The organism is Bradyrhizobium sp., from assembly GCF_035570375.1.
Taxonomy (GTDB): domain Bacteria; phylum Pseudomonadota; class Alphaproteobacteria; order Rhizobiales; family Xanthobacteraceae; genus Bradyrhizobium.
Genome location: NZ_DATMLW010000199.1, coordinates 15598 through 42469, shown reverse-complemented (window position 1 = coordinate 42469; position 26872 = coordinate 15598). Strand labels below are relative to the sequence as shown.

Below are 26872 nucleotides of genomic sequence, written 5' to 3'. Positions count from 1 at the left end.
GCAGCGCGTCTCGCCGTACTTGGGCTTCGGCTCCGTGATGAACTCGGCTCCTCGACTTCGCCAAAGTTTATAACACGCTTGAATATCTGCAACGCGGATATTCATAAAGCTGCTGACTAAATCGGGATTGGCGGGGACGCTGAGCGTTACCGTTGGTTTGTCGGGTGTCGGACCGCCCCCGGGGTTGACAAGGAGCCACGTGTTCGCGATCTGGATGTACCCCGGTGCGCCGCTGCTGTCGCCTCTGCTCAGAATGCGACCTCCGAAGACCGTTTCGTAAAATCGAAGCGATCGCTCGACGTCGGCGACGGTGAGAAAGTGCGCGACGCTAAACCCATCCTGCGGCGGCATCTGATAGGTTTTCTGCTCGACTTGTGCTTGGTTCATACGCGGCTCCTTTGTTCGGCTCGCCCAATGCCATTATAGTCGCTTCCTCAGGGGGCCGGTAAGAGTTCATGACCGACAAAAACCGAAGTGAGCATAACGAGTCCGCCTTCGGGCGCATCGCGACCAAATCGCCGTCGGTCAGAGCCTCGTTGAGCCTGACTGCCAGGCCGTGATTCAAGCCCCTGACCGACGAACTCTCCGACGACGAATGGACTGCCATCAAGCCGAGGCTGCCCAATAAAGCCGCGGGGCGTGCCACTGGCGAATGACCGCCGCGTCCTCAATGGCATCTTCTGGGTCTTGCGATCCGGGGCGCCACCCCTGGCATTCGGGTTGCGCGTAAAACTGAAATTGTCGAACGATTCCAGGCTGATTTCATCTGTCCAGTCCCGCTCGCAAAAATATTTCGCTTCTCGGTTTCCCCAAATCAGTCGCTTATCTCGCCCATCCCGCACCCGAAAAGAGGGACGCTTCGCGATCGTCACGAACGTTGGGCGCGGGATGCGATGGACGCTTTTCCGCTCGAAGACGAACGGCGCGAGAAGCGGACGGTGAAGTCGTGTGGTCCTGGCATCTCGACGCCGATGCCAAGTTGAGCGGAGCGATCCGCGCGATGACGGTGACAAGAAAGCCCGATCGCCGGGGAGAGCGCGCAATAAGCCGTTAAAACCATTGCGCAGGGAATTGCCGGATCATGGCTGTACCTGTGGCGACTATGCTCGTGTGCTTTTTCAATGTTGCACGCGAGGCTGTGGGTACGGGCAAATGTACCCGGCATTCCCTGCGCCCTCTTCTTGCGAGGGTCGGCGATCATCCACTCGGGCGAATGACACGCTGCGGGAATGCACAGGTGTGCCATTAAGAGCGCAAGCGCTTCTCTAGATGACCCGGCGATCGACGTCTTGTGTCCCGGAAAAGAAGCGCAAGACGTGAATCACCGGACGAGCCCGGTGATGACGGTGGAAGGTCTGGATGAAAGTGGTTCGACTGGCTGTTTGAAATTCGAATAGGAATTTGGAGTGCGGCCTCGCCGCTCACTCGATCCTGGCGACGACGGCGAGTTTTCGGATGCCCTGGTTGTGATAGGCGCTGAGGAAGGCATTGTAGTCCTTGAAGGAGACGCAGCCGTTGGAATCGCCGTTCGCCCCGAGCATGTACGAATGCGCGAGCAGCCCGGCGCGGCCGTAGATCGCTTCCTCGCCACCGATCGGCGTCAGCCGCAACGCCGCAACGCCGTGAAACAGCGCCTCGCGCGGCTTCAATTCGTAGATGTGTGGCGGCGTCACGCCGCGCATCCTGATATTGGCCGAGCCTGGATCGTCAAGCTTCGGGCCGAGCCCCGAATGCGCTTCGAGCTTGCTGCCGTCCGGCAGATAGACCGTGTGCGCCGAGATGTCGTAGACCGCGGTCGATTGGTCATAAGGCGGCGATCCGCCGAGCGCGGGATTCTGGCTTGACGCGATGCTGCCGGTCGCGCTGGCGTCGGCGGAAGCGTAGGCCATTAGCGGGCCGTGCGACGGCTGCTTGCCCCAGAGCTTCTCGACGATGGTGCGCCTTTCGTTGGAAGCGATCGACATCACCGCCGCCTTGGCGCGTTGCGCCATGTCACGGATCGAGTCCCCCGCCGTCCTTGGCGGCGCAGGCTCGCTGGACGGGGCTGACGCAGGCGCTACCGCGGCGAGGCGAACGCGCGATGATCCCCTCGCCTTCTGTGCTTCGGCCTGTCTTGTGGCTTCAACTTGCGGTGCGGGCGCTTCCGCAAGCTTTGGAGTTTCGGGCATCGGCGCCGGCGCGACACCTTGGGCGGACGCTGCCGCGAAGCGGTCGCTGAAGGAAAGCGTGGGTTCCGGCGAAACGGTCGCGGGCGTCGGGATCGGGGATTCGACGCGCGCGACTTGCGAAGCAACGGGCGCGATGCGGGCTGCGAAGCTTGCCGGCGGCGCCGTCACGTGCGCATCGACACTGGCGCCGTCGAGTTGCGGATAAGGGCTCGCTGCGAAAACGTTGGCATAGACCGTCCAGGCGCAACCGAGCGCAAGCGCGGCTGCCGCCGTGCCTGCGATGACGATCTGAGAGCTTGCTGTTCGGGCTGGTGTTCTACGCTTGGGTGCCGCGAAACTGACAGACGCAACTCTACTGGTACTCATCCCCACCGAATCCAGACTGGTCCCACCCCGATCCCCTCATGGCCGCCGTTCGATCTCGTGCACTCCCCAAACACAGCGAACGGCGGCCATGCGCGGCCATCCGCCGAATTCCAACGGACCATCTCGCAGAGGCACAAGCCCGCATTAAGGCGACTTTTAGTTAAATGCGGATTAAGTGCGGGCAGTTGTGAGGCAGTCCCATTTTGGTACGGAAACTCACGCCTCGAGCACTGAGATCGCAGCAAAAATCGAGGTCGTTCCTTCGGTACTAATGCTTAAGGATACCGGTGCCGCAGAATTGCCCGATTATGCCGAGCGGCTCTCCGCAGCGACTTATTTCAATTCCGGCGGCGCCGAATTGTCGAGCACGGGCTTTTTGGCGCGCTGAAGCAGATCGATGCCGTAGGTTTCGATCACAAGCGGCCCGCGTATGCGCCTGAACTCCGCGACGCGCTCGATCCTCTCGAAGGTGTCCTTCACATAAGGCTGCGTGGTGCTGCGCAGTTCGTCGACAAACAAAAGCTTGCCGGGAAGCGTTGCGGGATCCGGGTCGCCCATGTTGATCCAGCGGATACGTTCCGTTGGCTGCATGACACAAACGTTTTTTGGCAGATAAAACGCTAGCCAGCTTGTGGTGCCGTAGTCGGGTGCGAGCACGCAAGTCGCGCCGAAGCTGGCGCGAACCGCCTCGATCTGGCGGGCAAGTTGTACCCAGCCGACGCCGACGCTGCGAACGGTGGCATCGCGGCGAAAGCCGGTGAGCACACCGGTATTGGCCTGCACGAGCAGAAGCAGGAACATCAGAACGCCCGTCGGGCTCGCCCATCGCCGGCAAAAATCGACGACACGTTGCGTGCGCGTTTGCCACGTCAGATGCGCAGCGACCGCAGCCGCAATCGCAAAGGCAGGGTAAACCGGCGCAAACCAGTTCGCTTCGACGCGGGCATGCAGCGAATGCCAGAAGAAATACACGACGATGGTCCAGAACACCGCGCTGACCAGGGCGCGCGCGGCGAGCGCGCCGCTGTCGCCTCTGCTCAGCGCGTAAAGCCCCATTACCCCGAGGATAAAGACAAGGGGCGTCGCGAACGCGACCTGGGTTGGGATCAATTCGCCGATGAAGGCGAAGTTTAATTCGGCGACGCGCGACCGGCCGAGCTGCTTGATGAACGAAACCCAGTGGTGATCGGCATTCCAGGCAATGACCGGGGAGAATATCGCAAGAGCGACGACGCCGCCGAGATAGGGCCAGGGCGAGATCAGCCAGCGGCGTAATTTCGCAACGCTCAAAAGCCAGATCAGGATCGCGGGACCGAAAAACAGCGCGGTGTATTTTGACAGCAGCGCCGCGCCGACCGCGGCTCCGACCGCAAGCCACCAGGCGCCACGGTCGGTCTGGAGCACCTTGGCAAGAAAGAACAGCACAAAGCTGGAGGCAACCAGCAACGGTGAATCCGGGGTGACGATCAGGGTGCCAACCGCGGCCATCAGCGTGACGTTGAGCAGGATGGCCGCATCCGCCGCCACGCGCTGGCCGCCAAACAGTATCGCGGCCGTGCGGTACACCGCAAAGCTCATCGGCAACGCCAGCACGATCGAGATTAGCCGTACTCCGAATTCGGTGTTGCCCGCAATCAGTGTGCCGAGACGGATGACGAGCGCGACACCAGGCGGATGGTCGTAATAGCCGGGCGCAAGATGCTGCGACCAGGTCCAGTAATAGGCTTCGTCAAAAGTCAGTGGCGTCCAGGCGGCGCCGACCAGCCGCAGCGCCACCAGCGCCATGATCGCAAGCGAGGTATCGCGGACAAGCCGAGCCTCGTCCGAACTCATGGCGTTCAGGCTCGCGGCGATTTTCATCGCTTGCGCCAGACGAACAGCCCGGACATCGCGTAGTTCCAGACCACGCCCATCAGCGCGCCGGCGGCGCCCGCCAGCCACCAGATCGGCTCCTGATCGTAAACCGAGAACGCCACGCCGACATTGGCGAGAAGGCCCACGCTGCAAACGAGGTAGAACAGGATCAGGCCGCGCAGGATGCCAAACCCCCTCAGCCGCTGATCGCGATAGGTGAAAAAATTGTTGAGGACGAAGTTGCTGGTCATGGCGCAGAGCGCGGCGGTGGCCTGCGCTTCCGGAAATTCCAGATCAAAGACTTCGAGCGAGATATAAAGCGCCACAAAATGCACGATCAGGCCGAGCGAACCGACCAGGGCAAACAACAGGAAGCGCAGCGAGACGATGTCGTTCGTCAGTTTCGCCAGCACCAGGCCCAGGAAATCCAGCGCCACCATGGAATCGAGCTTGCTCTCGCCGTGCAGGCGCGAGCCGAAAGTGTAGGGAATTTCCTTGACCCGCAAACGGCCGCCGGCGGTGACGATGACATCGAGCAGGATCTTGAAGCCCTGGGTGGAAAGCTGCGGCGCCACTTGCTCAAAGCTCTCCCTGCTGATCATGAAGAAGCCGCTCATGGGATCGGCGATCTTCACGCGCAGCACGCGCCGGGCGACTTCGGTGGCGAGCGCGCTCGCCCCTGCCCGCTGCTTGTTGAAGCTTTCGGCGCTGCCGCCCTCGACGTAGCGGCTGCCGACCACGAGATCGAGATCGCCGCCTTGCAGGAGCTTGAGCATTTTCGAAAGCTGGGTCTCGTCGTGCTGCAGGTCGGCATCGATCACGGCGGCGTATGGCGCGCTCGAGGCCAGAATACCCTCGATGCAGGCTCCCGACAGGCCGCGCCGCCCGACCCGCCGGATACAGCGCACCCGCCTGTCTTGACGTGCGAGCGCGCGCACGACCTGCCAGGTTCGGTCGGGCGAATTGTCGTCGACAAAAACCACTTCGAACGCAACGCCCGCAAGCGCAGTCTCCAGCCGCCGAAACAGCGTCGCGACGTTGCCGCGCTCGTTAAAGGTCGGAACGATGACCGAAAGCTGAGGCAACTCCGCGGTCTGCGTCGGCCTTACGTCCCCCGTTTGTATGGCGTCATTCATGGCGCCAGCGTATATCCGAACCCGCAAGGGGATGCCAAGGCGCCGGCCGAAGACAGCCGTGAGGAATGGGGGTAAAACCGGCCCGCCGGGTAAAAAACAGCCGGTAAAATGCCAACGACCACGAACAGTGGGCGCGCGTACATCCGGCGCAGCCGTACTATTCCGTGGTCGTCCCGGCGCCGGAGCTATCAAGCGTCGACGTCGCCGTTGGGTGAAAGATAGGAGAGCGCCGGCCGTTTCGCAAGGGGCAAACAGCCGATCCCACGTCGCGCAACTTGCATCCGGATGCGCAGCTTTCGGGCTAACTGGCCAATACCTGGCGATTTGTCTAGTCTTGGGGGCTGGAACTTCTTTGCGAAGACGAGTGTCCGAACGTGAGCAAGTCGCCCAAGCAACCCGGTGCGCCGAAAAAGTCGGGCAACATCTATATCGGTGTCGGCGGCTGGACCTTCGAGCCGTGGCGCGGCGTTTTTTATCCCGAGAAGCTGGCGCAGGCCAAGGAACTCCAATACGCGGCCTCGAAGCTGACGTCGATCGAAATCAACGGCACCTATTACGGATCGCAGAAGCCGGAAAGTTTTCGCAAATGGGCGCGCGAAGTGCCCGACGGTTTTGTGTTCTCGGTGAAGGGTCCGCGCTTTGCCACCAATCGCCGTGTACTGGCGGAGGCCGGCGATTCCATCAAACGGTTTTACGATTCCGGCGTTCTCGAACTCGGCGACCGCCTCGGCCCCGTACTCTGGCAGTTCGCTCCAACCAAGAAATTCGACGAAGCCGATTTCGGCAAATTTCTCGAACTCCTGCCCCGGAAGCTCGATGGGCACGGCTTGCGCCATGTGGTCGAAGTCCGCCATGACAGTTTTCGCGCCCCCGATTTCGTCGCTCTCTTGCGCAAATTCGAAACGCCGGTCGTATTTGCCGAGCACGGCAAGTACCCGGCGATTGCGGACGTTGTCGGCGATTTCGTCTACGCCCGCCTGCAGAAAGGCAACGACGAAATCAAGACCTGCTATCCGCCGAAAGAGCTCGATGCCTGGGCGGGACGGCTACAGCTGTGGGCCAAGGGCGGCGAACCGGGCGACCTGCCGCGCGTTGATTCCGCGTCAGCAAAGAAAACCCCGCGCGACGTCTTTGCCTATGTGATTCACGAGGGTAAAATTCGCGCACCCGCCGGCGCGATGGAATTAATCGCGCGGGTAGAATAATCAAAGCGGTTTCAGGTGGCCCGATCCGCTAACACGTCCAAAAAGCTCTTCACCATCGGCTACGAACAGACGCCGGTGAGAGCGGTGCTTGACGAACTCGAACAGGCACGGGTGAAGCTCGTAGTGGACGTGCGCGCGGTCTCCGCCTCGCGCCGTCCCGGCTTTTCCAAAAACCAGCTTGCGGCGGAGCTTGACGAGCGTGGCATTGCTTACATTCATCTGCGCGGGCTCGGCACGCCGAAGGAAGGCCGCGAGGCCGCGCGCGCCGGCAAATACGACATGCTTCACAGGATCTATGCCAAGCATCTGAAAACGCTACAGGCGAAAGAACAACTCGACGAACTCTGCGCGCTAGTCGTGAAATCCGGCCCGGTCTGCCTGCTCTGCTACGAGCGCGACCACCGGCATTGCCATCGGCAATGGATTGCCGAGATCATCGAAGACCGCGAAGGAGCCGTGGTCGAGAACCTGGTCGCCAAACAGGTGTGAGAATCCTCTCGCTCAGTCGAGCGTGCGACGGAAACGCATCACCGCGATCGCCATTGCGAGCAACATCAACGAAACCAGCGCAGCCGCGTCATATTCGAGATTCTGCAGCGTCGCGCCTTTCAGCATGATGGCGCGGACGATCCGCAAATAATGCGTCAACGGCAGTGCCTCACCGACATACTGCGCCCATACCGGCATGCCGAGGAACGGGAACATGAAGCCCGACAAAAGAATGCTCGGCAGGAAGAACATGATCGACATCTGCATCGCCTGAAGCTGGTTCTGCGCGATAGTCGAAAAGGTGTAGCCGATCGAAAGATTGGTCGTGATGAAGAGCGTCGAGAGCAGCGCCAGCATGACCAGGCTGCCTCGAACCGGCACCCCGAACAGGAACACGCCGATGCCGATGATCAATATGGCCTGGATGAAACCCACCAGCACATAAGGAACAATCTTGCCGAGCATCACCTCGACCGGCGTGATCGGCATCGACAGCAGGCTCTCCATGGTCCCGCGCTCAACCTCGCGCGTCACCGATAGCGCGGTGAAGATCAGCATGGTCATGGTAAGAATGGTGCCGACCAGCCCTGGCACGATGTTCAGCCGCGATGAGGCGGCCGGGTTGTAGCGCGCGTGGGCGCGGATCTCGAACGGCAGCGTCGGCGGATCGCCCGTGTAGAGATCATGCGCGAGCGCCGTCTGAACCACGATGCCGAGCGACGACAGCGCGGAGCTTGCCGCCACGGGATCGGTGGCGTCGGCCGCGACCAGCAGCGCAGGATAGTCGCCGCGCCTTACCGCGCGCTCGAAGCCACGCGGGATTTCCACCCCGAACAGCACCTTGCCGGAAGTCAAAAGGTCATCGAACTCGTTGACATCGTGCACTTCGCGGACGAAGTGGAAATAGGAGGTGTTTTCCAGCGCTTTCAGGATCGAGCGGGCGAGATCGCTATCTTCCTGCAGCAACACGGCGGTCGGCAAGTTGCGCGGCGTGGTGTTGATGGCATAGCCAAACAGCAAAAGCTGCACCACCGGAATCATGATGATCATCGCGAACGATACGCGGTCGCGCCGGAGTTGAATGAACTCCTTGACCATCATCGCAAATGTGCGCCGCCAGAAGCCGAAACGCGGCTCGGCGACTTCGCTTCGCTCGACTGGCAGGGTCGTCACGCTCACTGAAAATTATCCTTCGAGCGGGTCATCAATTCGATGAACACATCCTCCAGCGACGGCTCGCTCTGTTGCCATTTGAATCGCCTGTCTTCGCGCCAGGGTGCGATGGTGGCCTCGAGCACCGCGCGGTCGCGGCCTGATACATGCAGGCTGTTGCCGAACGGGGCTACCATGTCGATACCGGGCCTGCCGGCGAGCTCGTCTTGCAGCAGGTGGAGATCGTCGCCGGTGACGGCGTAGGTCGAAAGCGCCGATTTGGCGATCACGTTCTCCACGGTGCCGTGCGTCAAAAGATTGCCGTAGGCGATGTAGGCGATCTCGTGGCAGCGTTCGGCTTCATCCATGTAATGAGTAGAGACCAGCACGGTGAGCCCGCTCGCCGCGAGCGCATGGATCTCGTTCCAGAAATCGCGCCGCGCCTTGGGATCGACGCCGGCGGTCGGCTCGTCCAGCAGCAGGAGTTGCGGGTTGGGCAAGGTGCAGGCGCCGAGCGCTAATCGTTGCTTCCATCCGCCGGAGAGTTCGCCGGCGAGCTGCCGTTCGCGACCGCTCAGGCCGAGCCGCGTGATCATGTCGCGCGCAGTACCGGACGCATCGGGCATACCGTAAAGACGCGCGACGAATTCAAGGTTCTCCCGCACCGACAGATCCTGATAAAGCGAAAAGCGCTGCGTCATGTAACCGACCTTGCGCTTGATCTTGTCGGCGTCGCGGCGAATGTCGTAGCCGAGGCACCTGCCCTCGCCGCTATCGGGCGTCAACAGGCCGCACAGCATGCGGATGGTCGTGGTCTTCCCGCTGCCATTGGGACCGAGAAAGCCGTAGATCGTGCCGCGCTTGACCTGCATGCTGAGGTCATGCACGACCTCGCGGCCTTCGAAGGATTTCGAAAGCCCGTGAACGTCGATCGCGATATCGGACCAGGATTCCGGCATTGCGCTCACCGCTTGTCCGCCACCGGCGTCTTGGGGTTGAGGAAAACGCTGACGGGCTGGCCGACCCGCAAGGCATCGGGCCGCGCCGGCCGCGCCTGGACGAGGTAAACGAGCTTGTTTCGTTCATCGAGGCTGTAAATCACGGGCGGAGTGTATTCCGCCGATGTCGCAATAAAATAGATTTTCGCCGTCAGGTCGGCCGAGCAATTGTCGCAGGTCACGCGCACCTCGTCACCGATTGCCAGTTTCGGCAAATCGGCTTCGGGCACATAAAACCGCACTTTCATGTTGCCGGGCGGCATGATCGAGATCACCGGCCGCTGTGCCGGCACGGTTTCGCCCTCGCGAAAATAAATCTGCTGAACGGTGCCGCTCAGCGGCGAATAGCCGATCCGCCGTGCAAGGCGCGTTTGCGAGGTCACGACTTGCGCCTCGGCGACGCGCAATGCCGAAACCGCGGCGTCGAGCGCGGCCTGGGTCCCCGAGCCGGTCTTGCTCAGCGACGCTGCGCGGTCATAGCTTTGTTGCGCGTTAGCCAGCGTCGCCTTGTTCTGATTGAGATTGGCCTGCTGCATATCGTCATCGACCGAGAAAAGCTGATCGCCGGTTTTCACCTCATCGCCTTCGCGCACATTCAGTTTGGTCACGCGCCCGGCTTCGTCGGGACTGACGAAAATCATGTCGGCTTCGACCCAGCCCTGGTAACCGGGATTACGCGGCTCGTTGCAGCCGAGGAGCGCAGCCGCGAGCGCGAGCCCGACCAGAATTCGCCTCATTGCGCTGGACGAGGTCATGTCGCCCTCCGTTCACCAAAGATCAAATCGAGATGGACGCGAAACATCGCCGTGGCATCGAGCGGCGCGTGCCGGCCAAACAGCCCTTGCCAGATCACGGCGACCATTGCCGGCGCCACGACGATCTGCGGAAAATCCCTCAAACCCTGCTGTTTGATTTCGCCGCGCTGGATGGCGAGTTCGATCAGCGCGCGCATGCCGGAAAGACCCCGCGAGACCACCTCGCGATAATAGAAATCGGCGATGTCGGGAAAACGCGGCCCTTCGGCCACAATCAGGCGGACGATGGCGCCGCGCCGCGTTGTGACAACTTCGTTGACGAAATTCTCGGCAAAATTTTCCAGCGCGGCACGAATGGAGCCGCCCGATGCGGGCGGTGCGGCCAGGCGTCCGATCAAGGGCACGAGCGCGGTCCGCACCAGTTCTTCGAACAGCGCCTGCTTGTCCCTGAAATGAAGATAGATGGTGCCCTTGGCGACACCGGCACGCCCTGCGACGTCGTCGAGCCTTGTGGCGGCATAGCCGCGGTCGATGAACTCATCGAACGCTGCATCGATGATGGCCTGGCGCCGATCGGCCGCGCGCTCGGCGCGGTTGGCGGGTCGCGCCGCCGCCGATATCTTCCGCACGGCCTGCGCGCCGTCCGCGGCAGCCCTCGTCGCACGTTCGCGTCGACGCGACTTCGCGCCAGCTTGCGGGTGTCCGGCCAATTTATCGGATCGGGACTTTGTCATTATAAAATAATGACTGACCGGTCAGTCACAGTCAATCGACGTCATAAGTAATTGATTTTACATAACTAAAATTTGACTGAATCAGCGAGCTGCTCCGCCTCGGGCCTTGCCGGCGCTAGCTGTGAAACTCCAAGCCGTCGACGCAACAATCGAGGCGGCTCACCCGCTACGCGCGGCTTCAAGCCCCTGCGGCGTATCGATATCGAGAAACGCGCCGTCGCCTTCCACCGGGACCTCCGCCACCGCTTCGTTGTGCTTGGCGATCAAATGACGGGCGCCGATATCGCCGTCGAGCGTCATCAACTCGTTGAAGAAGCGGCGCGACCACAATACCGGATTGCCGCGCCGCCCGCCGCTGACGGGGACCGCAATCAAATTGCCCCGATCCGGTGCAAAGGCATCGATCAGGTGGTCAATGAGTTGCGAGGAGATCATCGGCATGTCGCCAAGGCAGATCACTGCGCCATCGGCCTCCTCCGGTACTGCGGCGATGCCTGCCTTCACCGAAGTCGCAAGGCCCTGCGCGAAATCCGGGTTGCGCACGAACTTAACCTTCAGGCCCTTCAGGGCTCCCTCGACCAGTTCGGCCTGGTGCCCGGTGACGACGACGACGCCTTTTGCTTTGGATGCCACCGCCTGTTCGGCCACGATACGGACCAGCGGCTTGCCGGAAAGTTCGGCCAACAGCTTGTTGGGACCTCCCATCCGGGTCGAACGGCCGGCGGCGAGAATGATCGCAGCGACGTGGCGATTGCTGTCGGGCGCGCGACTTTCGCGGGGCTGCGGCCGCGTCACGATTTCCATCAACAGTCCGCCGACCCCCATCCCGGTGAGTTCGGCGCTCGTGACCTTCAGGCCGGCCAACAGGCGCATCAACACCCAGTCGAAACCGTTTTCCACCGGCGATCGTGCGCAACCGGGCGCGCCCAGCACCGGCACGCCACCGGCGTTGCCGATCAGGAGCAGGTTGCCGGGATCGACCGGCATGCCGAAATGCTCGACCGTGCCGCCGATACCTGAGAGCGAAGCCGGGATCACGTCCCGCCGGTCGGCAATCGCAGACGCACCGAAGACGATGACGAGCTCCGAACCGCGATCGAGTAATTCCTTCAGCGCCGCCTTGAGCGCCGCCTCATCATGTTGAACGCGGCGCTCGGCGATGATGGTTGCACCGGCGGGCGCCAGCCGCTCGGCGGTGACCTTCAACGTCTTGTCCACGACCTTCGGCGCGAGCCCGGGCAGAAGCGTCGAGATCACGCCGACGCGCTTGATCTTGTAAGGCGCGATCCGCAACGCGCCGTCCTTTGCCGCCGCAACCGCCGCGTCGCGCAATCTCGCCTCCACCCCGAACGGAATGAGCTTGACGGTCGCGACCATTTCGCCTTCGACCACGGGCTTGAAGGCGGGGAGCGTTGCAAAGGTGATAGCTTCATCGACGGCGTTGATGCGGTCGACCGCGGCGCGGTCCACCACGAGAACGCCGGCTCTTGCCGCAAACAGATTGGCGCGGCCGGTAAAGGCACGCTCGACATTGATGCCGTCTCCGGCGACGGCCTGCGCAACGGCGGCAGCGGCGACATCCTCGGAGACGTCACCCTCATCGAGCCTTACGACGACGATTTCCTTCACCCCGGCACGGGTCAGCGCTGCCACCTCCGCCTGCCCGATGGTCGTGCCCTTCTTGAGTACCAGCGAACCCTGGCGCAGGGTGTGAACGGTGACGCCACCGATCGCATCCACCGGACTGGCAGGACCGAATTTCATGCCGCGGCTTCTTTTTCTTTGGGTAAACGCAACTGCGCCGTGACCTCGGCCATGATCGCCACCGCAATTTCCGAAGGCGAGACCGCGCCGATGGAAAGACCGATCGGGGCGTGGATGCGGGCGATATCACCGTCCTTGGCGCCTTGCGCCTTCAGGCGCTCGGCGCGCTTGGCATGGGTTTTCCGCGAACCGAGCGCCCCGATATAGAAACAATCGCGCTCGAAAGCGTGCAGGAGCGCAGGATCGTCGATCTTCGGGTCATGTGTGAGCGCCACGAAAGCGGTGTAATGATCGATGTTGAGCGGTGGCAGCGCCACGTCGGGCCATTCGGCGATCAGCGGCACGTCGGGAAAGCGTTCGGGACTCGCAAAGGCGGTGCGCGGGTCCACCACCGTCACGTCATAGTCCAGCGAGCGCGCCAGCGGCGCCAGTGCCTGGCTGATATGGACGGCGCCGACGATCACCATGCGTGCGGTCGGCGCGTATACGTTGAGAAACAACTTTCTGTCATTCGCTTCGATCGTGCCGCTCTTGCCCATGCGCAACTGTTTGGACAATTCGGCGCGCAGGGGATCGGCGGCGAAATCCTTCGCCTTCACCAGCCGCTGTTCGCCGGTTGCGGTATCGGTCACGACGACCACGGGGCGCCGCGCGGCGCGCTCGGCATTGAGTTCTCTGAGCGTTTCAAGCTTCACGGCAATTGCCCTGTTTTTCGAAGTTCGCAAGGCGACGATATTCAGCCGACCTTTTCGACGAAGACGCGGATGGTGCCGCCGCAGGACAGGCCGACATTCCAGGCGGTCTCGTCGGCAACACCGAATTCAAGCATCTTCGGCTCGCCGCTGGCGATCACGTCGAGCGCCTCGGTGACAACAGCGCCTTCCACGCAACCGCCGGAGACCGAGCCCAGAAAAGTGCCTTCATCGTTGATGACGAGACTTGATCCGGCCGGCCGGGGCGCCGAGCCCCAGGTCTCGACTACGGTGGCAAGCGCGACGCCATGGCCCGCCTTCTGCCAGTCCTCGGCCGCCTTGAGAATGTCTTCATCGCGATTGAGCATGTTCGCCTCTTTCCAATCGTGTTTTCTGGCCTCACCTTCAAGCCACGGACCGGATCATGCTGCGGTGGTGCGGCGCAGGCGGCGAGGAAAGTGCCTCGATCAGACCCTTGATGGAACTCAAATTATGCACCGGGCGGAATTCGTCAACGTGGGGCAGCATCATTTTGATGCCCTGCGCCTTGGCTTCGAAGCCGCCATAGCGCAACAGCGGGTTGAGCCAGATCAGGCGACGGCAGGAGCGGTGTAGCCTGTCCATCTCGAACGCCAGACGCGCATCTGCCTCGCGCTCCAGCCCGTCCGAGATCAGAAGGACGATCGCGCCCTGCCCGAGCACCCGCCGCCCCCAGAGCTTGTTGAAGGTGTGGAGCGAAGTCGCAATGCGGGTGCCGCCGGCCCAATCCTCCACGGCCGACGAGCAGGCGGCGAGCGCCTCGTCGGGATCGCGGGCACGCAGGCTCCGCGTCACATTGGTCAGGCGCGTGCCGAACAGAAAAACCGAGACGCGCTTGCGCGCGTCCGTGATCGCATGCAGGAAATGCAGGAAAAGGCGGGTATATTCGCTCATCGAGCCGGAGATATCGAGGAGTGCCACGATCGGCGCCGGCCGCTCGATCCGGCCGAGCCGATGGATATCGATGATATCGCCGCCGGTACGCAGAGAGCCGCGCAGCGTGCGCCGCATGTCGAGCCGCTGCCCACGCGCATCGGGCTTGAAGCGGCGGGTGCGCAATTCGGCCTGCGGCAGCTTCATCTGGTCGATGGCGCGGGTGACTTCGGCGATTTCGGCCGCCGTCATCTGCGCGAAATCCTTCTTCTGCAGCACCTCCTTGTCGGAGACCGAAAGTCGAAGCTCCTGCTCCTGTACCTGCGGCGCTTCGGTCATTTGCGCCTGCGATAGCGCCTCCTGGACGCGACGGGAGGCCGGCGGCGGCTTCTTTTTGGCGTGATCGGGCAACGGCACCGAATCCAGGAGGTGCTTCCACTCCTCGGCGGCGCGGAAGAACAGGGCGAAGGCTTGCGCGAAGATCAGCGCATGCTCGCGGCGCTTGACGAAAATCGATTCCAGCGTCGTGAACACGTCGGCGCGGTTGCCGATTTCGATCACCTGCAGCGCGTTCATGGCGTCGATGACGGCACCGGGCCCGACCGGAATCCCGGCCGCGCGCAAGGCACGCGCAAAACCGATGATGTTGTCGGCCATCTGACCGGTCGGAGGCGCGAGATGATCGATGGGCATCGGAAAACCCAATTACGTTTCACGTCAAAGCGGCGGTGCGCCCCCTCTCCCTTTGGGAGAAGATCTATCCTTCGTCGGTGCCCCCCTCACCCGGCGCTTCGCGCCGACCTCTCCCGACGGGAGAGGTTGAACAGCCTGCGCGGGCACCTAACTCTCGTTCGTTGCCTCTTTCAAAACCTTCGCCAAGGCATCGCCCTGCATGCGCGCGATGTCATCCTGGTATTTCAGGAGCGCTCCAAGCGTGTCGCCGACCACCTGCGGCGTGAGCGTGCGGGCGTCGAGTTCGGTGAGCGCGGTGGCCCAGTCGATGGTCTCGGCGACGCCGGGCGCCTTGTAAAAATCCTGATCGCGCAGCGCCTGCACGAAGCGCACCACCTGCTCCGACAGTTTTGCGGAGATTCCGGGCACGCGCGATTTGACGATCGCAAGCTCGCGCTCGGCGGAGGGATAATCCACCCAGTGATAAAGGCAGCGCCGCTTCAGCGCGTCGTGGATTTCGCGGGTGCGATTGGAGGTGATGATGACGATCGGCGGCTGCGGGGCCTTCACGGTGCCGAATTCGGGGATCGATACCTGGAAGTCCGAGAGAATTTCCAGAAGATAGGCCTCGAACGCCTCGTCGGCGCGGTCGAGTTCATCGATCAGAAGGACCGGCGCGCCGGCGACATCCGGCTCGAGCGCCTGCAGAAGCGGCCGCTTGATCAGGTAGCGTTCGGCAAAGATGTCGCTCTCGAGCTGCCCGCGGTCGGTATCGCCGGCCGCTTCCGCAAGCCGGATCGCGATCATCTGAGCCGCGGTGTTCCACTCATAGACGGCGGAAGCGACATCGAGGCCTTCGTAGCACTGCAGCCGGATCAGGTTGCGCGAGAGCGCCGCCGACAGCACCTTGGCGATTTCGGTCTTGCCGACGCCGGCCTCGCCTTCCAGGAACAACGGACGGCCCATGCACAGCGACAGGTAGGTCACGGTCGCCAGCGACCGCTCGGCGAAATAGCCGCGTGAGGACAACAGCCCAAGCATCGCATCGACGGATTTCGGTAACGCCGATGCAGCCATGGGAGAGCCAACCTTGATCAAACAGAATTTTCAGACGCTTCAGGATTTCGCGGTCGCGGCTTCGACGGCACGCCGCGCCATGACCGCGATCAGGTGCGCGCGATATTCGGCGCTGCCGTGCAGGTCGCTGTTGAGACCGGTTGACGGCACCGTCAGGCCATCGAGCGCCTTCGCCGAAAACCGCTTCTTCAACGCCTCTTCAAACGCGGTGAGGCGGAACACGCCCTCGGAGCCTGCGCCGGTGACGGCGACGCGCACGTCCGACGGACGCCTGGCGACGAATACCCCTACCAACGCATAACGCGAAGCCTGGTTGCGAAATTTCACATAAGCCGCCTTTTTCGGCAGCGGGAACATCGCCTTTGTGATGATCTCGTCGCTTTCGAGCGCGGTCGTGAACAGGCCCTTGAAGAATTCGTCCGCCTTGAGGCGGCGCTTGTTGGTGACGATGGTCGCGCCCAGCGCCAGACAGGCCGCGGGATAGTCGGCGGTCGGGTCGTTGTTGGCGAGCGAGCCACCGATGGTGCCCCTGTGGCGCACCGCGGGATCGCCGATCAGCCCGGCGAGATAAGCGAGCGAAGGGATCGCCTCGCCGACAACGGCCGAGGTAGCGACCGCGTGATGGGTCGCCGTAGCACCAACGACAAGCGAACGGCCCTTCATCTCGATACTGTCGAGCCCCTCGATGTGAGAGAGATCGACCAGATGCGGGGGACTGGCGAGGCGCTGCTTCATGACCGGCAGCAAGGTATGGCCGCCAGCGATCACCTTGGCATCCTCGTTCTTGACAAGGAGATTGGCGGCCTGACGCACGGTCGCCGGACGATGATATTTGAATTCGTACATCGGTATTCCCTGGGTATTCCTGTCGCCTTGCGCTGACGCGCGTTATGCAAGGTCGGATTTGGCCATCGCCCTGGCGCCGGCGGCGATCGACAAAACGATGTTCTGGTAGCCCGTGCAGCGGCAGAGATTGCCTTCCAGCTCTTCGCGGATGGTCTGTTCGGAAAGGTCGTGGCCCTTGCGATGGACCATATCGACCGCGGTCATGATCATGCCCGGCGTGCAGAAGCCGCACTGCAGGCCGTGATGCTCGCGGAAGGCCTCCTGCATCGGATGCAGCCGGGCGCCGTCGGCGGCAAGTCCCTCGATGGTGCGGACCTCATGCCCGTCGGCCATCACCGCAAGTGTCGTGCAGGATTTGACTGCCTTGCCGTCGAGATGCACGACACAGGCCCCGCATTGGGAGGTATCGCAGCCGACATGGGTGCCGGTGAGCCGCAGATTCTCGCGCAAAAACTGCACCAGCAGGGTGCGGGGATCGACATTGGCGTTCACCGGATTACCGTTCACGATCAAAGAGATTTTGGCCATTCAGCACTCTCTAAAGCCGCCGCGTTGCACGGCAGCACAACCATCAAAGACGTTTCAAAGCCATAATATGGGCCATCCCCGCAATGGGCAACCTCATCACAGCATGGCTTCAGGTTATGAACGGCGCTCCGCGGGGCCAGCATTTTCAGGGAATTAGCTCAGACGATTAGCGTGGAAGATTAGCCTTGTACGGCGTTTGCGAAATTGGAGAAAAACTCGTCCGCGAGCTTCTTGGCCGTGCCGTTGATCAGCCGCTGGCCGAGTTGGGCAAGCTTGCCACCGATCTGGGCCTCGACGTCGTAGCTGAGCAGCGTGCCGCCCTCCTTTTCGGTCAACTTCACGTTTGCGCCGCCTTTCGCAAAGCCGGCCACCCCGCCCTCGCCTTCGCCGTTGATCTTGTAGCCGTTCGGCGGGTCGAGATCGCTCAGCATCACCTTCCCCTTGAAGCGGGCCGAAACGGGCCCGACCTTCACCTTGACGGTGGCGCGAAAACCGTTGTCCTCGGTCCGCTCCAGCTCCTCGCATCCGGGAATAGACGCCTTCAGCACCCCGGGATCGTTCAGCTTGGCCCAGATTACCTCGCGCGGCGCCGCAAGCTGGACCTCCCCGTTCATCGTCATGGCCATCTTACGCCTCCCATTCGCTTTTTAAGTCTTGTTCCAAGTAAAGCACGATTGGCCCAAAAGAAAGATGCATATTTCGCGGTCTCGGCAGGCTTGCGTTCGCGCTTTGGGATTGGCACAGCCCGATCAGGATGGTTAGGCGCTGGCGGTCCGATTCCAACATTCGCGCGCCCTCTCGGCAGGCACCTTTGCGAATGTTGGAATCGAAAGACCGCTAGTGTGGCGGTTCAGAAGTCCGCATCATTGCCGCGGCAACTTCGTCATGCGGACTTCTGAGCCAAAGCCACACTAGAAACAATGACTTGCTAGTGTCCTCTTGATTCCGAAGTTCGCAAACGAGGTCGCCGCAAAACGATGCGAACTTCGGAATCAGGACACCAGCCAAATATTGGTATCTGGTGGAGTTTTGGATTTGACATTCGCTTGCGAACTCGCGGCTAGTAGGGTAGCGAATGTCAAATCCACTCCATTAGCCCATCATGAGTACACAGCTCTCGCCCCTGCTCGCACCGATGCTGTCGAGCGGTGCCATGCGCGCCATCTGCGACGATGCGACATGCCTGCAGCACATGCTCGATTTCGAAGCAGCTCTGGCGCGCGCCGAAGCGGAGGTGGGCGTGATTCCGGCCAAAGCGGCGGGTCCGATTGCGAAGGCCTGCAAGGCCGTCGCGTTCGACATGGCTGCGCTGGCCGATGCCGCCACGCGCTCGGGCAATCTTGCCATTCCGCTGGTCAAGCGGCTGACCGCCGACGTCGCCAGGGCTGACGCCGAGGCTGCGCGTTACGTGCATTGGGGCGCTACCAGCCAGGACGTGATCGATACCGGTGCCATGCTCACGTTGCGCGCGGGCATCGAGGCGCTGCTTGCCGATCTCGGCCGTGCTATCAAGGGTTTTGCGAGGCTTGCGCGAGAACATCGTCATACGGCAGTCGTGGCGCGCACCTGGCTTCAGCATGCGCTGCCGATGCCGTTTGGGCTAAAACTTGCCGAATATGCCGCAGCGCTTCACCGGTCGCGGTTGCGCCTGCTGCGGCTCAAGGGCGACACGATCGCGCTTCAGTTCGGCGGCGCCGCCGGCACCCTCGCCGCGCTCGGTGACAAGGGATGGCTGGTCGCAGAAAAGCTCGCGCAAGAGCTTCAACTGCCCTTGCCCGATGCGCCATGGCACAGCCATCGCGACCGTCTCGCCGAAGCAGCGTCGGTGCTGGCTATTCTTGCGGGAAGTTGCGGCAAAATCGCGCGTGACGTCCAGTTGATGATGCAGACCGACGTGGCTGAAGCGTTCGAACCCTCGGGCGAAGGCCGCGGCGGCTCTTCCACCATGCCGCACAAGCGCAACCCGGTCGCGGCCGCGGCCGCACTTGCCGCGGCCACCATGGCGCCGAACCTTGCGGCGACGATCTTTTCGGCGCAAGTCGGGGATCATGAACGCAGCGCCGGCCCCTGGCACGCGGAATGGCCGACGCTGCCAGGCCTTTTGCTCGTCACGTCCGGCGCGCTTGGTTCCATCGTCGATATAGCCGAGGGCATGGAAGTCGACGTCACGCGCATGCGCGCCAACCTGGATGCGACCGGAGGCCTGATCATGGCCGAAGCGGTGGCGATGGCGCTGGCCGAAAAGCTCGGCAAGGCGGAAGCCCACCACCTGGTCGAGGCCGCGAGCAAGAAGGCTGTGGCGGAAAAGAAAGCCTTGCGCGACGTGCTGGCGAAGGAGCCGAAAGTCATGGCGCATCTCAGTCCTGAAAAAGTCAAAAAGCTATTCGAGCCGATGGCCTATCAGGGCGTCTCGCAAGCCCTGATCGATCGTCTGCTTGCTTCGATCGATACGGAATAAGTTGATGGAAAACTGACGGCTCTTCCGAGAAACGTCATCACCGGGCTTGACCCGGCAATCCATCATCTTTGATAGAGCTTCTTTCTTGAGATGGATGCGCGGATCTTCCCCGCGCATGACACCGGGGGTTTGAGCCAATGCCGATGATCGATGCCGACGGTTGCCTGCTCAACGTATCTGTCGAGGGACGCGACGGCGGACCGACGCTGATGCTGTCGAATTCGCTGGGTTGTACCTTGAAAATGTGGGAGCCGCAGATGAAGGCGCTCACCCAGCTGTTCCGAGTCATCCGCTACGACCGCCGCGGTCACGGCAAATCCGGCGCGCCGGCGCCGCCCTATTCGATGGAGCGCTTTGGCCGCGACGTGCTAGCGATCCTCGACGATCTCAATATCGACAAGGTGCATTGGTGCGGGCTTTCGATGGGCGGCATGGTCGGGCAATGGCTTGGAGCCAATGCGCCGGAGCGCCTGGGCAAGATCATTCTCTCCAACACCGCCTGTCACTATCCCGATCCAACCAACTGGCTGAACCGTATCAAGGCGGTGAAGGAAGGCGGCATCGCCGCGATTGCAGACACCGTCATCGCAACCTGGCTCACCGCCGATTTCAGGGAACGCGAACCGCAAGTAACGGCGAACATGAAGTCGATGCTAATCGCAACGCCTGTGCAAGGTTACCTCGGCTGTTGCGAGGCGCTGAGCGCGCTCGATAACCGCGACTACCTACCCAAGATCAAAAGCCCGACGCTGGTGATCGCCGGCCGTCACGATATGGCAACCCCTGTTGCCGCCGCGGAGTTCATCCGCAGGCAGATCCCGGGCGCTTCGCTGACTATTCTCGATGCTGCGCATATTTCAAATGTCGAGCAGCCGCACGCCTTCACCGAGGCCGTGATCGGCTTCTTGATGCAGAAGTAATAGCCTCATTGCGAGGAGCGTGAGCGACGAAACAATCCAGTATCTTTATTGATGCCACCATGGATTGCTTCGCAGCGCTCGCAATGACGGGGAGGATCTTCGATGGACGATCAGAAACGGCGCGAGGACGGCATGGCCCAGCGCCGAAAGGTACTCGGCGACGCCTGGGTCGACAAATCGATCGCAAACAGGAATTCTTTCAACGCCGATTTCATCGATTTGATCACGCGCCACGCCTGGGGCGAGATCTGGACCCGGCCGCATTTCGATCATCGCACGAGGCGAGTGCTTGTGATCGGCACCATGGTCGCGCTCGGACAATGGGACGAATTTCGCCTGCACGTCCGCGCAGCGTTGAGCGAGGGCGGCTTCACGCCCGATGACATCAAGGAGATATTGCTTCAACAGGCGATCTATTGCGGCGTGCCCGCCGCCAATCACGCGGTCAAGGAAGCCTCAGCCATTATTGCGGAGCTGGGCCTGCTCAAGAGTTAGCTCGCTCGGTGCCGCAATTGTCGCAGCCTCGACCTGCGCCGGGCGCTCGAACACCATCACCACCACGGCGCCGAGCATCATCAGGAGCTCGGTGGCATGCATGCGCAGCGCTTCGATCTCGCCGACTTTCGAGGCGAGGATCATGCTTGCAAAACTGATCACGCTTCCGATCGCGAGCGCAATCGCCAGCGGCTCCTTTTGATCCTCGGTCCTGCGGATCATGGCGCGAACAGCGAACCACACGAAGATCGCGAAGAATGCGACCACCAGCACCCTGCTCAGCGCAAGCAGCCAGGCGATGCGCACCATCGACATCGACCCCAGTTGCAGATGATCGCTGATGAAGAACGCTACCGATACATTCGGCCGCTCAAAAAGTCCCTGCACCGGCGAAATCATGATCCGCCAGGCGACGATCGCCCACGTCGGAATGAAATAGGCCGCCAGCAATATGCCGCTGAAAGAACTGATCCGCCAATGTCTCGGCATCTACGCTTCCCTTTTTTCCGTAAGCTCTTCGAAAGGCTCTCGGCTTGTCGGGACAGGTAACGCCCTTAAACTGCGAGGAGCAATTTAAACCCTTTGTTTACCTTAATGTTGGAGGCGGTATTTTGGCGTCATTGCGAGCGCGAGCGAAGCAATCCAGCCTTGTCTCCGGCTCCGGATTGCCTCGTCGCCTGCACTCCTCGCGACGACAATGACGCAGAACGACTCAGACCGCGCCCCTTGCCTCCACGTACAGCGCGTAAAGCGAATGCGAGCTGGCCATGAACAGGCGGTTCTTCTTCACGCCACCGAAGGTCAGGTTGGCGCAGCGTTCGGGAAGGCGGATGAAGCCAATGGCCTTGCCTTCCGGATTGAACACCTTGACGCCATCCAGTTCCTCGCCCTTGGCGTTTGGTGCGCCGTTGCTGCCGAAACCGCACCAGAGGTTGCCGTCGGTATCGACCCTGAGTCCGTCGAAAGCCCCAGGCCCGTTGGCGTCGACCAGCTTGATCTTGTTGGACAGCGTCATTCCGTCCGCGCCGACGTCGTAAGACCAGATCAGCCGGTTCGGCTGTGCGCGTGATTCAACGATGTAGAGCTTCTTTTCGTCGGGCGAGAAGGCAAGCCCGTTAGGGCCGGCAAGATCCGCGGTGACCAGTCCGAGCTTGCCGTCGGGAGCGATGCGGTAAACCGAGTGCGGCAATTCCGGCGTTGCCTTGTCGCCTTCCCACTCGCCGGCGATCCCGAACGGCGGATCGGTAAACCAGATCGAGCCGTCGGACTTGCATACGATGTCGTTGGGAGAGTTCAGACGCTTGCCGTTGAAATTGTCGGCCAGCACCGTGATCTTGCCGTCGTATTCGGTGCGCGTCACGCGGCGCGTCAGGTGTTCGCAGGAGATCAGGCGGCCCTGCCGATCGCGCGCATGGCCGTTGGCGAAGTTTGACGGCTGGCGAAACACGCCCCAGTTTCCGTTGGCTTCGTCGTAGCGCATGATGCGATTGTTGGGAATGTCGCTGACGAGGAGATAGCGACCGTCGCCGAACCAGACCGGTCCCTCCGCCCATCGCATTCCCGTCGCAAGTTGCTCCAGCGTGCTGGAGAACACGCGATATTTGGTAAAGCTTGGATCGAGGATCTCGACCGACGCCTCGGGGTAGCGCTGGTTCGGCTTGAATTCGAAAGACTGGGCTTGCGCCCGCTCTCCAAAGGCTAGAGCGCTCGCTGCGGCCCCTGCGGTCGCAAATACACCCCGGCGGGTCATGTTCATCGGCATTTCCTCCTGGTATCGCGGTCGTTCCATCCGGCAGATGATCGAAACCATTCACCCGGACGTTGCCGCTTGCCAGGGGAACCGTAGTTGAGGTTCCCTGAGAGGTCCAGATGACCGCTCGCGCGAATACAGCCGTGGCGTGATGAGGACGCAGGCAGTTGACAAAGAAAAATCCCGCCTTTCGGCGGGATTTCAATGCATTCACTTCGTTGACTGGAGATTAGCGGCCGCCCTTGTCCTGCTGGGTCGGGTTCTGTCCCTGGCGGTTCGGATCCTGCTGCTGCTGTCCGGGTTTTTGCCCACCACCCTGCTGCTGGCCGGGCTTCTGGTTAGGATTCTGATTCTGCTGGCCAGGCTTCTGCCCTGGATTCTGATTCTGCTGCTTGCCCGGATTCTGGTTCTGGCTGGACATCGGGATCTCCCTTGTTGAATGCCGCAAGAGGGACAACTGGGGAACCCGTTGTTGGTTGCGCAGGAACTTTTGTTCCTGAAAACCTTGCTCAAACGATTGTCGCCGCCGCCGGGCCGATGGCTTGGCTTCGCGAAAACTATCTCTGTACAAGACCTTAGACTTACCGCTCGCGCTGTTGCCGCAGCGGGTTCCCACTGTTAAGAAATGAGCGACGCGCCGTCCGCCTGCCAGGGCGCTCGCCGCGTCAAGAGTTCAGTTGCGCATGTTCTGATACGGCAAACCGGATAATCTCGCCGGAAGATGCGCCAGGCAGCGGCAGCGCATGGATTATTTCGCCCAGCAACTGATCAACGGCATCGTGCTCGGCTCGATCTACGGCCTGATCGCCATCGGCTACACCATGGTCTATGGCATCGTCGGCATGATCAATTTTGCCCATGGCGATATCTTCATGATCGGCGGCTTCATTGCGCTGATCTCCTTTTTGATCCTGGTCTCGATCGGACTGACCGCGGTGCCGGTCATTCTGTTGATCGTGCTTCTGGTATCGATGGCGATCACCGCGCTCTATGGTTGGACGGTGGAGCGCATCGCCTACCGGCCGCTGCGGCACTCGTTCCGCCTTGCGCCGATGCTGTCGGCAATCGGCATGTCGTTCGTGCTGATCAATTACTCCCAGATCGCGCAAGGCGCGCGCGTCAAGCCGGTGCCGCCGATCATCACCGGTGGCTACAGCCTGTTCGAGAGCGACGGCTTCGTGGTGCGGCTGTCCAATGTGCAGATCCTCGTCGTCATCGCCACCGTCGTGCTGCTTGCCCTCTTCACCTGGCTGGTGTCGCGGACGCGGCTGGGGCGCGACATGCGCGCCTGCGAGCAGGATCAGACGATGGCGGCGCTGCTCGGCGTCGATGTCGACCGCACCATCTCCATGACCTTCGTGATCGGTGCCGCTCTCGCCGCCGTCGCCGGCATGATGTACCTGCTCTACTATGGCCTGGTCGATTTCTTCATGGGCTTTGTCGCCGGCATCAAGGCTTTCACCGCAGCCGTTCTCGGCGGCATCGGATCGTTGCCCGGTGCGATGCTCGGCGGTCTCCTGATCGGTCTGATCGAAACCTTCTGGTCGGCCTATTTCTCCGTCGAATACAAGGACGTCGCCGCGTTCTCGATCCTGATCGTGGTTCTGATCTTCCTTCCGACCGGCCTGCTCGGCCGCCCCGAAGTCGAAAAAGTCTAACGTGACATCATCCACATCCGAATTGACGCACGTCTCCCGCCTGCCCGGCGTCGCATTCATCTTGAAGAAGGCGCTGATCAGCGCGCTCGTGGCGCTCGTGCTTTTTTCGCTGATGGTCGGGATCCGCACCGAGGCGGGCCCCACCGGACAATTGATCTATTGGACGCGGTTCGACGATCTCGCCATCCTGGTCCTCATCGTCTTTGTCGGCAGCATCGTCATCGAACTGTTCCGGCAATGGTGGGGGCCGGCGGGGACCACGAGGTCCGTTCCGCAACCGCTGCAGACCGCGCTCGATTTCGCAGGCCGCGCCATCCCGCCACTGCTTCTGATCTTCACCTTCCTCGTGCCGGTGATCTTCTACAACCAGCGCTACATTCTCGATCTCGGCATTCTCGTTTTGACCTATGTGATGCTTGGCTGGGGATTGAACGTGGTGGTCGGGCTCGCCGGTCTGCTCGATCTCGGCTATGTCGCGTTCTATGCGGTCGGCGCCTATTCCTACGCGCTGTTGTCGACCAATTTGGGGCTGTCGTTCTGGACCTGCCTGCCGCTCGCCGGCATTCTCGCCGCATTGTGGGGCGTGATGCTCGGATTTCCGGTGCTGCGGCTGCGCGGCGACTATCTCGCCATCGTGACGTTGGCTTTCGGCGAGATCATCCGTCTCGTCATCATCAACTGGCAAAGCCTGACCGGCGGGCCGAACGGCATCAGCGCCATTCCGCGGCCGTCCTTCTTCGGCATCCCGCTGACGGCGGGCGAGGACGGCCTTGCCGCCAGGCTCGGGATCGAATTTTCGCCGACGCATCGCATCGTGTTCCTGTTTTACGTGATCCTCGCGCTGGCGCTCCTGACCAACTGGGTGACGATCCGGCTGCGCCGCCTGCCGATCGGCCGCGCCTGGGAAGCGTTGCGCGAGGACGAAGTCGCCTGCCGTGCGCTAGGCATCAACACCACCACCACCAAGCTGACCGCGTTTGCCACCGGCGCCATGTTCGGCGGCTTTGCCGGGGCGTTCTTTGCGACCAGGCAGGGCTTCATCAGTCCTGAGTCCTTCACCTTCCAGGAATCGGCGCTGGTGCTCGCAATCGTGGTGCTCGGCGGCATGGGATCGCAGCTTGGCGTTGCGCTTGCCGCGCTCACCTTGATCGGCGGCTTCGAACTGTTTCGCGGATTCGATCAGTACCGGATGCTGGTGTTCGGCATGGCGATGGTGCTTTTGATGATCTGGCGGCCCCGCGGACTGGTCGGCTACCGGGCGCCGACGGTGTTTCTGAAACGCAGCGAGGCGATTTCCTCCGAGCTCGCCAGGGAAGGCCGGGGATGAACGCCGACAACATCCTCAACGTCGATCATCTGACCATGCGCTTTGGCGGCGTCGTCGCCGTCAACGACCTGTCGTTCGATGCGGAGCGCCGCAAGATCACGGCCCTCATCGGGCCGAACGGCGCCGGCAAGACCACCGTGTTCAACTGCATCACCGGTTTCTACAGGCCGACCTCGGGCGCGATCCGCCTTACCCATGAGGGTGGCCGCAGCATCCAGCTTGAGCGCCTGAACGATTTCAGGATCGCCAGGCAGGCGAAGGTGGCGCGCACGTTCCAGAACATCCGGCTGTTTCCCGGGATGACCGCACTCGAGAATCTGATGGTTGCCCAACACAACGCGCTGATGCTGGCTTCGGGCCTCACCATTCTCGGTCTGATCGGCGTTCCCTCCTGGCGCGCGGCGGAGAAACACGCGATCGACCAGGCTAAGCGATGGCTCGACCGCATTGGGCTTCTCGAGCGCGCCGATGATGCCGCCGGCAACCTGCCCTATGGCGATCAGCGGCGTCTGGAAATCGCCCGCGCGATGTGCACCGAGCCGGCATTGCTGTGCCTCGACGAGCCGGCCGCTGGCCTTAACGCGCGCGAAAGCGCGGCGTTGAGTGAACTTTTGCTTTCGATCCGCGACGATCTGGGCACCTCGATCCTCTTGATCGAGCATGACATGTCGGTCGTGATGGAAATTTCTGACCACATCGCTGTGATGGACTATGGCGTCAAGATCGCCGAAGGGCCGCCCCAAGCCGTCCGCGACGATCCCAAGGTGATCGCGGCCTATCTCGGCGCCGACGAGCAGGAAGCAATTGCCGTCATGGAGAGCAGCCCGTGACCGCCCCGCGCACCCTGCCAACCTCCCCCGGCAAGGGGAAGTTCGATCGCGAAGCGAGCGGGAGGGGGTTGCGTTTCTCGCGCACA

The 26872-nt window shown here is 61.9% G+C and carries 27 protein-coding genes and 1 pseudogene; 9 read left to right on the top strand and 19 right to left on the bottom strand.

Annotated elements, in window-relative coordinates; genetic code table 11:
- Positions 1–387 (bottom strand): VOC family protein (locus tag VNX23_RS21895; RefSeq protein WP_325633487.1); only part of this gene is annotated, 387 nt, incomplete at its 3' end.
- A gap of 182 nt (positions 388–569) precedes the next feature.
- Here VNX23_RS21895 and VNX23_RS21890 point away from each other — a divergent pair.
- Positions 570–705: pseudogene (locus tag VNX23_RS21890) on the top strand (transposase); the annotation flags it as partial.
- 716 nt (positions 706–1421) lie between these two features.
- Here VNX23_RS21890 and VNX23_RS21885 read toward each other — a convergent pair.
- The 3 genes from VNX23_RS21885 to VNX23_RS21875 form a co-directional block, all read right to left on the bottom strand.
- A complete protein-coding gene (locus VNX23_RS21885) occupies positions 1422–2534 on the bottom strand; it encodes a DUF2778 domain-containing protein (protein WP_325633485.1) in 1113 nt (370 codons plus the stop codon).
- 333 nt (positions 2535–2867) lie between these two features.
- Positions 2868–4367 carry a glycosyltransferase family 39 protein gene (locus VNX23_RS21880; RefSeq protein ID WP_325633491.1) on the bottom strand — a complete coding sequence of 500 codons (1500 nt, stop codon included), beginning with the start codon at positions 4365–4367 and terminating at the stop codon, positions 2868–2870.
- 23 nt (positions 4368–4390) lie between these two features.
- Positions 4391–5524, bottom strand: coding sequence for a glycosyltransferase family 2 protein (locus tag VNX23_RS21875; RefSeq protein WP_325633483.1), 1134 nt, complete (start codon positions 5522–5524; stop codon positions 4391–4393).
- A 374-nt stretch (positions 5525–5898) separates the two neighbouring features.
- Between VNX23_RS21875 and VNX23_RS21870 the strand changes: the two genes are divergently transcribed.
- Together VNX23_RS21870 and VNX23_RS21865 are read left to right on the top strand one after the other, a co-directional pair.
- Positions 5899–6729: a DUF72 domain-containing protein gene (locus tag VNX23_RS21870; RefSeq protein ID WP_325633481.1), complete on the top strand. Its 831-nt coding sequence runs from the start codon at positions 5899–5901 to the stop codon at positions 6727–6729.
- A 15-nt stretch (positions 6730–6744) separates the two neighbouring features.
- Positions 6745–7218, top strand: coding sequence for a DUF488 domain-containing protein (locus VNX23_RS21865; RefSeq protein WP_325633479.1), 474 nt, complete (start codon positions 6745–6747; stop codon positions 7216–7218).
- Between the two features lie 12 nt (positions 7219–7230).
- Here the strand turns inward: VNX23_RS21865 and VNX23_RS21860 are convergent, their stop codons facing one another.
- From VNX23_RS21860 to VNX23_RS21805, 12 genes are all read right to left on the bottom strand, one after another.
- Positions 7231–8397 (bottom strand): ABC transporter permease, encoded by a 1167-nt coding sequence (locus VNX23_RS21860; protein WP_325633478.1) that lies wholly within the window; start codon positions 8395–8397, stop codon positions 7231–7233.
- Complete coding sequence (locus VNX23_RS21855) at positions 8394–9329, bottom strand: ABC transporter ATP-binding protein (RefSeq protein WP_325633477.1); 936 nt, start codon at positions 9327–9329, stop codon at positions 8394–8396. Before VNX23_RS21855 ends, VNX23_RS21860 begins: the two co-directional genes overlap by 4 nt.
- A 5-nt stretch (positions 9330–9334) precedes the next feature.
- On the bottom strand, positions 9335–10105 hold the full coding sequence (locus VNX23_RS21850) for an HlyD family secretion protein (RefSeq protein ID WP_414643050.1): 771 nt from the start codon (positions 10103–10105) through the stop codon (positions 9335–9337).
- A 14-nt stretch (positions 10106–10119) separates the two neighbouring features.
- Positions 10120–10752 (bottom strand): TetR/AcrR family transcriptional regulator, encoded by a 633-nt coding sequence (locus VNX23_RS21845; RefSeq protein ID WP_325633473.1) that lies wholly within the window; start codon positions 10750–10752, stop codon positions 10120–10122.
- A 264-nt stretch (positions 10753–11016) separates the two neighbouring features.
- A complete protein-coding gene (locus VNX23_RS21840) occupies positions 11017–12621 on the bottom strand; it encodes a molybdopterin-binding/glycosyltransferase family 2 protein (protein WP_325633471.1) in 1605 nt (534 codons plus the stop codon).
- Entirely contained in the window at positions 12618–13316 is a 699-nt protein-coding gene (locus VNX23_RS21835) for an XdhC family protein (protein WP_325633469.1), read from the bottom strand. Before VNX23_RS21835 ends, VNX23_RS21840 begins: the two co-directional genes overlap by 4 nt.
- A 41-nt stretch (positions 13317–13357) precedes the next feature.
- Positions 13358–13681 carry an XdhC family protein gene (locus VNX23_RS21830; RefSeq protein ID WP_325633466.1) on the bottom strand — a complete coding sequence of 108 codons (324 nt, stop codon included), beginning with the start codon at positions 13679–13681 and terminating at the stop codon, positions 13358–13360.
- 37 nt (positions 13682–13718) lie between these two features.
- On the bottom strand, positions 13719–14918 hold the full coding sequence (locus VNX23_RS21825; protein WP_325633464.1) for a VWA domain-containing protein: 1200 nt from the start codon (positions 14916–14918) through the stop codon (positions 13719–13721).
- A 147-nt stretch (positions 14919–15065) separates the two neighbouring features.
- Positions 15066–15974 (bottom strand): MoxR family ATPase, encoded by a 909-nt coding sequence (locus tag VNX23_RS21820; protein WP_325633462.1) that lies wholly within the window; start codon positions 15972–15974, stop codon positions 15066–15068.
- A 39-nt stretch (positions 15975–16013) separates the two neighbouring features.
- Positions 16014–16820 carry a xanthine dehydrogenase family protein subunit M gene (locus VNX23_RS21815; protein ID WP_325633460.1) on the bottom strand — a complete coding sequence of 269 codons (807 nt, stop codon included), beginning with the start codon at positions 16818–16820 and terminating at the stop codon, positions 16014–16016.
- A gap of 42 nt (positions 16821–16862) precedes the next feature.
- Positions 16863–17348 (bottom strand): (2Fe-2S)-binding protein, encoded by a 486-nt coding sequence (locus tag VNX23_RS21810; protein ID WP_325633458.1) that lies wholly within the window; start codon positions 17346–17348, stop codon positions 16863–16865.
- Between the two features lie 179 nt (positions 17349–17527).
- The gene (locus tag VNX23_RS21805; RefSeq protein ID WP_325633456.1) at positions 17528–17974 is read right to left on the bottom strand and encodes a carbon monoxide dehydrogenase subunit G; all 447 of its coding nucleotides are present in this window, start codon (positions 17972–17974) and stop codon (positions 17528–17530) included.
- A gap of 476 nt (positions 17975–18450) precedes the next feature.
- On the opposite strand from VNX23_RS21805, the gene VNX23_RS21800 reads away from it, so the two are divergent.
- The 3 genes from VNX23_RS21800 (at position 18451) to VNX23_RS21790 (ending at position 21221) form a co-directional block, all read left to right on the top strand.
- Positions 18451–19806, top strand: coding sequence for a 3-carboxy-cis,cis-muconate cycloisomerase (locus VNX23_RS21800; RefSeq protein ID WP_325633454.1), 1356 nt, complete (start codon positions 18451–18453; stop codon positions 19804–19806).
- A 137-nt stretch (positions 19807–19943) separates the two neighbouring features.
- Positions 19944–20726 carry a 3-oxoadipate enol-lactonase gene (gene pcaD / locus VNX23_RS21795; RefSeq protein WP_325633453.1) on the top strand — a complete coding sequence of 261 codons (783 nt, stop codon included), beginning with the start codon at positions 19944–19946 and terminating at the stop codon, positions 20724–20726.
- A gap of 102 nt (positions 20727–20828) precedes the next feature.
- Positions 20829–21221, top strand: a complete 393-nt coding sequence (locus VNX23_RS21790) for a carboxymuconolactone decarboxylase family protein (protein ID WP_325633451.1) — start codon at positions 20829–20831, stop codon at positions 21219–21221.
- On the opposite strand, the gene VNX23_RS21785 is transcribed toward VNX23_RS21790, so the two are convergent.
- The 3 genes from VNX23_RS21785 to VNX23_RS21775 form a co-directional block, all read right to left on the bottom strand.
- Entirely contained in the window at positions 21183–21710 is a 528-nt protein-coding gene (locus VNX23_RS21785) for a hypothetical protein (protein ID WP_325633449.1), read from the bottom strand. The two genes, VNX23_RS21790 and VNX23_RS21785, sit on opposite strands and share 39 nt — an antisense overlap.
- Before the next feature lie 223 nt (positions 21711–21933).
- On the bottom strand, positions 21934–22977 hold the full coding sequence (locus VNX23_RS21780; protein WP_325633447.1) for an SMP-30/gluconolactonase/LRE family protein: 1044 nt from the start codon (positions 22975–22977) through the stop codon (positions 21934–21936).
- Positions 22978–23200: 223 nt separating this feature from the next.
- The gene (locus VNX23_RS21775; RefSeq protein ID WP_325633445.1) at positions 23201–23392 is read right to left on the bottom strand and encodes a hypothetical protein; all 192 of its coding nucleotides are present in this window, start codon (positions 23390–23392) and stop codon (positions 23201–23203) included.
- A gap of 322 nt (positions 23393–23714) precedes the next feature.
- Between VNX23_RS21775 and VNX23_RS21770 the strand changes: the two genes are divergently transcribed.
- From VNX23_RS21770 to VNX23_RS21760, 3 genes are read left to right on the top strand one after another with little or no spacing between them, the layout of a single operon-like run.
- Positions 23715–24629: an ABC transporter permease subunit gene (locus tag VNX23_RS21770; RefSeq protein ID WP_325633443.1), complete on the top strand. Its 915-nt coding sequence runs from the start codon at positions 23715–23717 to the stop codon at positions 24627–24629.
- A gap of 1 nt (position 24630) precedes the next feature.
- Positions 24631–25956: a high-affinity branched-chain amino acid ABC transporter permease LivM gene (livM, locus tag VNX23_RS21765; RefSeq protein WP_325633441.1), complete on the top strand. Its 1326-nt coding sequence runs from the start codon at positions 24631–24633 to the stop codon at positions 25954–25956.
- A complete protein-coding gene (locus VNX23_RS21760) occupies positions 25953–26786 on the top strand; it encodes an ABC transporter ATP-binding protein (protein WP_325633439.1) in 834 nt (277 codons plus the stop codon). The genes livM and VNX23_RS21760 overlap by 4 nt, the downstream gene beginning before the upstream one ends.
- Positions 26787–26872: the final 86 nt, after the last annotated feature.

Coding starts and splice junctions, on each gene's coding strand:
- VNX23_RS21815 (WP_325633460.1), bottom strand. CDS start 16,820: ATGTACGAATTCAAATATCATCGTCCGGCGACCGTGCGTCAGGCCGCC.
- VNX23_RS21830 (WP_325633466.1), bottom strand. CDS start 13,681: ATGCTCAATCGCGATGAAGACATTCTCAAGGCGGCCGAGGACTGGCAG.
- VNX23_RS21855 (WP_325633477.1), bottom strand. CDS start 9,329: ATGCCGGAATCCTGGTCCGATATCGCGATCGACGTTCACGGGCTTTCG.
- VNX23_RS21885 (WP_325633485.1), bottom strand. CDS start 2,534: ATGAGTACCAGTAGAGTTGCGTCTGTCAGTTTCGCGGCACCCAAGCGT.
- VNX23_RS21840 (WP_325633471.1), bottom strand. CDS start 12,621: ATGAAATTCGGTCCTGCCAGTCCGGTGGATGCGATCGGTGGCGTCACC.
- VNX23_RS21775 (WP_325633445.1), bottom strand. CDS start 23,392: ATGTCCAGCCAGAACCAGAATCCGGGCAAGCAGCAGAATCAGAATCCA.
- VNX23_RS21820 (WP_325633462.1), bottom strand. CDS start 15,974: ATGGCTGCATCGGCGTTACCGAAATCCGTCGATGCGATGCTTGGGCTG.
- pcaD (WP_325633453.1), top strand. CDS start 19,944: ATGCCGATGATCGATGCCGACGGTTGCCTGCTCAACGTATCTGTCGAG.
- VNX23_RS21770 (WP_325633443.1), top strand. CDS start 23,715: ATGGATTATTTCGCCCAGCAACTGATCAACGGCATCGTGCTCGGCTCG.
- VNX23_RS21875 (WP_325633483.1), bottom strand. CDS start 5,524: ATGAATGACGCCATACAAACGGGGGACGTAAGGCCGACGCAGACCGCG.
- VNX23_RS21800 (WP_325633454.1), top strand. CDS start 18,451: ATGAGTACACAGCTCTCGCCCCTGCTCGCACCGATGCTGTCGAGCGGT.
- VNX23_RS21805 (WP_325633456.1), bottom strand. CDS start 17,974: ATGGCCATGACGATGAACGGGGAGGTCCAGCTTGCGGCGCCGCGCGAG.
- VNX23_RS21780 (WP_325633447.1), bottom strand. CDS start 22,977: ATGAACATGACCCGCCGGGGTGTATTTGCGACCGCAGGGGCCGCAGCG.
- VNX23_RS21760 (WP_325633439.1), top strand. CDS start 25,953: ATGAACGCCGACAACATCCTCAACGTCGATCATCTGACCATGCGCTTT.
- VNX23_RS21850 (WP_414643050.1), bottom strand. CDS start 10,105: ATGAGGCGAATTCTGGTCGGGCTCGCGCTCGCGGCTGCGCTCCTCGGC.
- VNX23_RS21825 (WP_325633464.1), bottom strand. CDS start 14,918: ATGCCCATCGATCATCTCGCGCCTCCGACCGGTCAGATGGCCGACAAC.
- VNX23_RS21790 (WP_325633451.1), top strand. CDS start 20,829: ATGGACGATCAGAAACGGCGCGAGGACGGCATGGCCCAGCGCCGAAAG.
- VNX23_RS21880 (WP_325633491.1), bottom strand. CDS start 4,367: ATGAGTTCGGACGAGGCTCGGCTTGTCCGCGATACCTCGCTTGCGATC.
- VNX23_RS21785 (WP_325633449.1), bottom strand. CDS start 21,710: ATGCCGAGACATTGGCGGATCAGTTCTTTCAGCGGCATATTGCTGGCG.
- VNX23_RS21810 (WP_325633458.1), bottom strand. CDS start 17,348: ATGGCCAAAATCTCTTTGATCGTGAACGGTAATCCGGTGAACGCCAAT.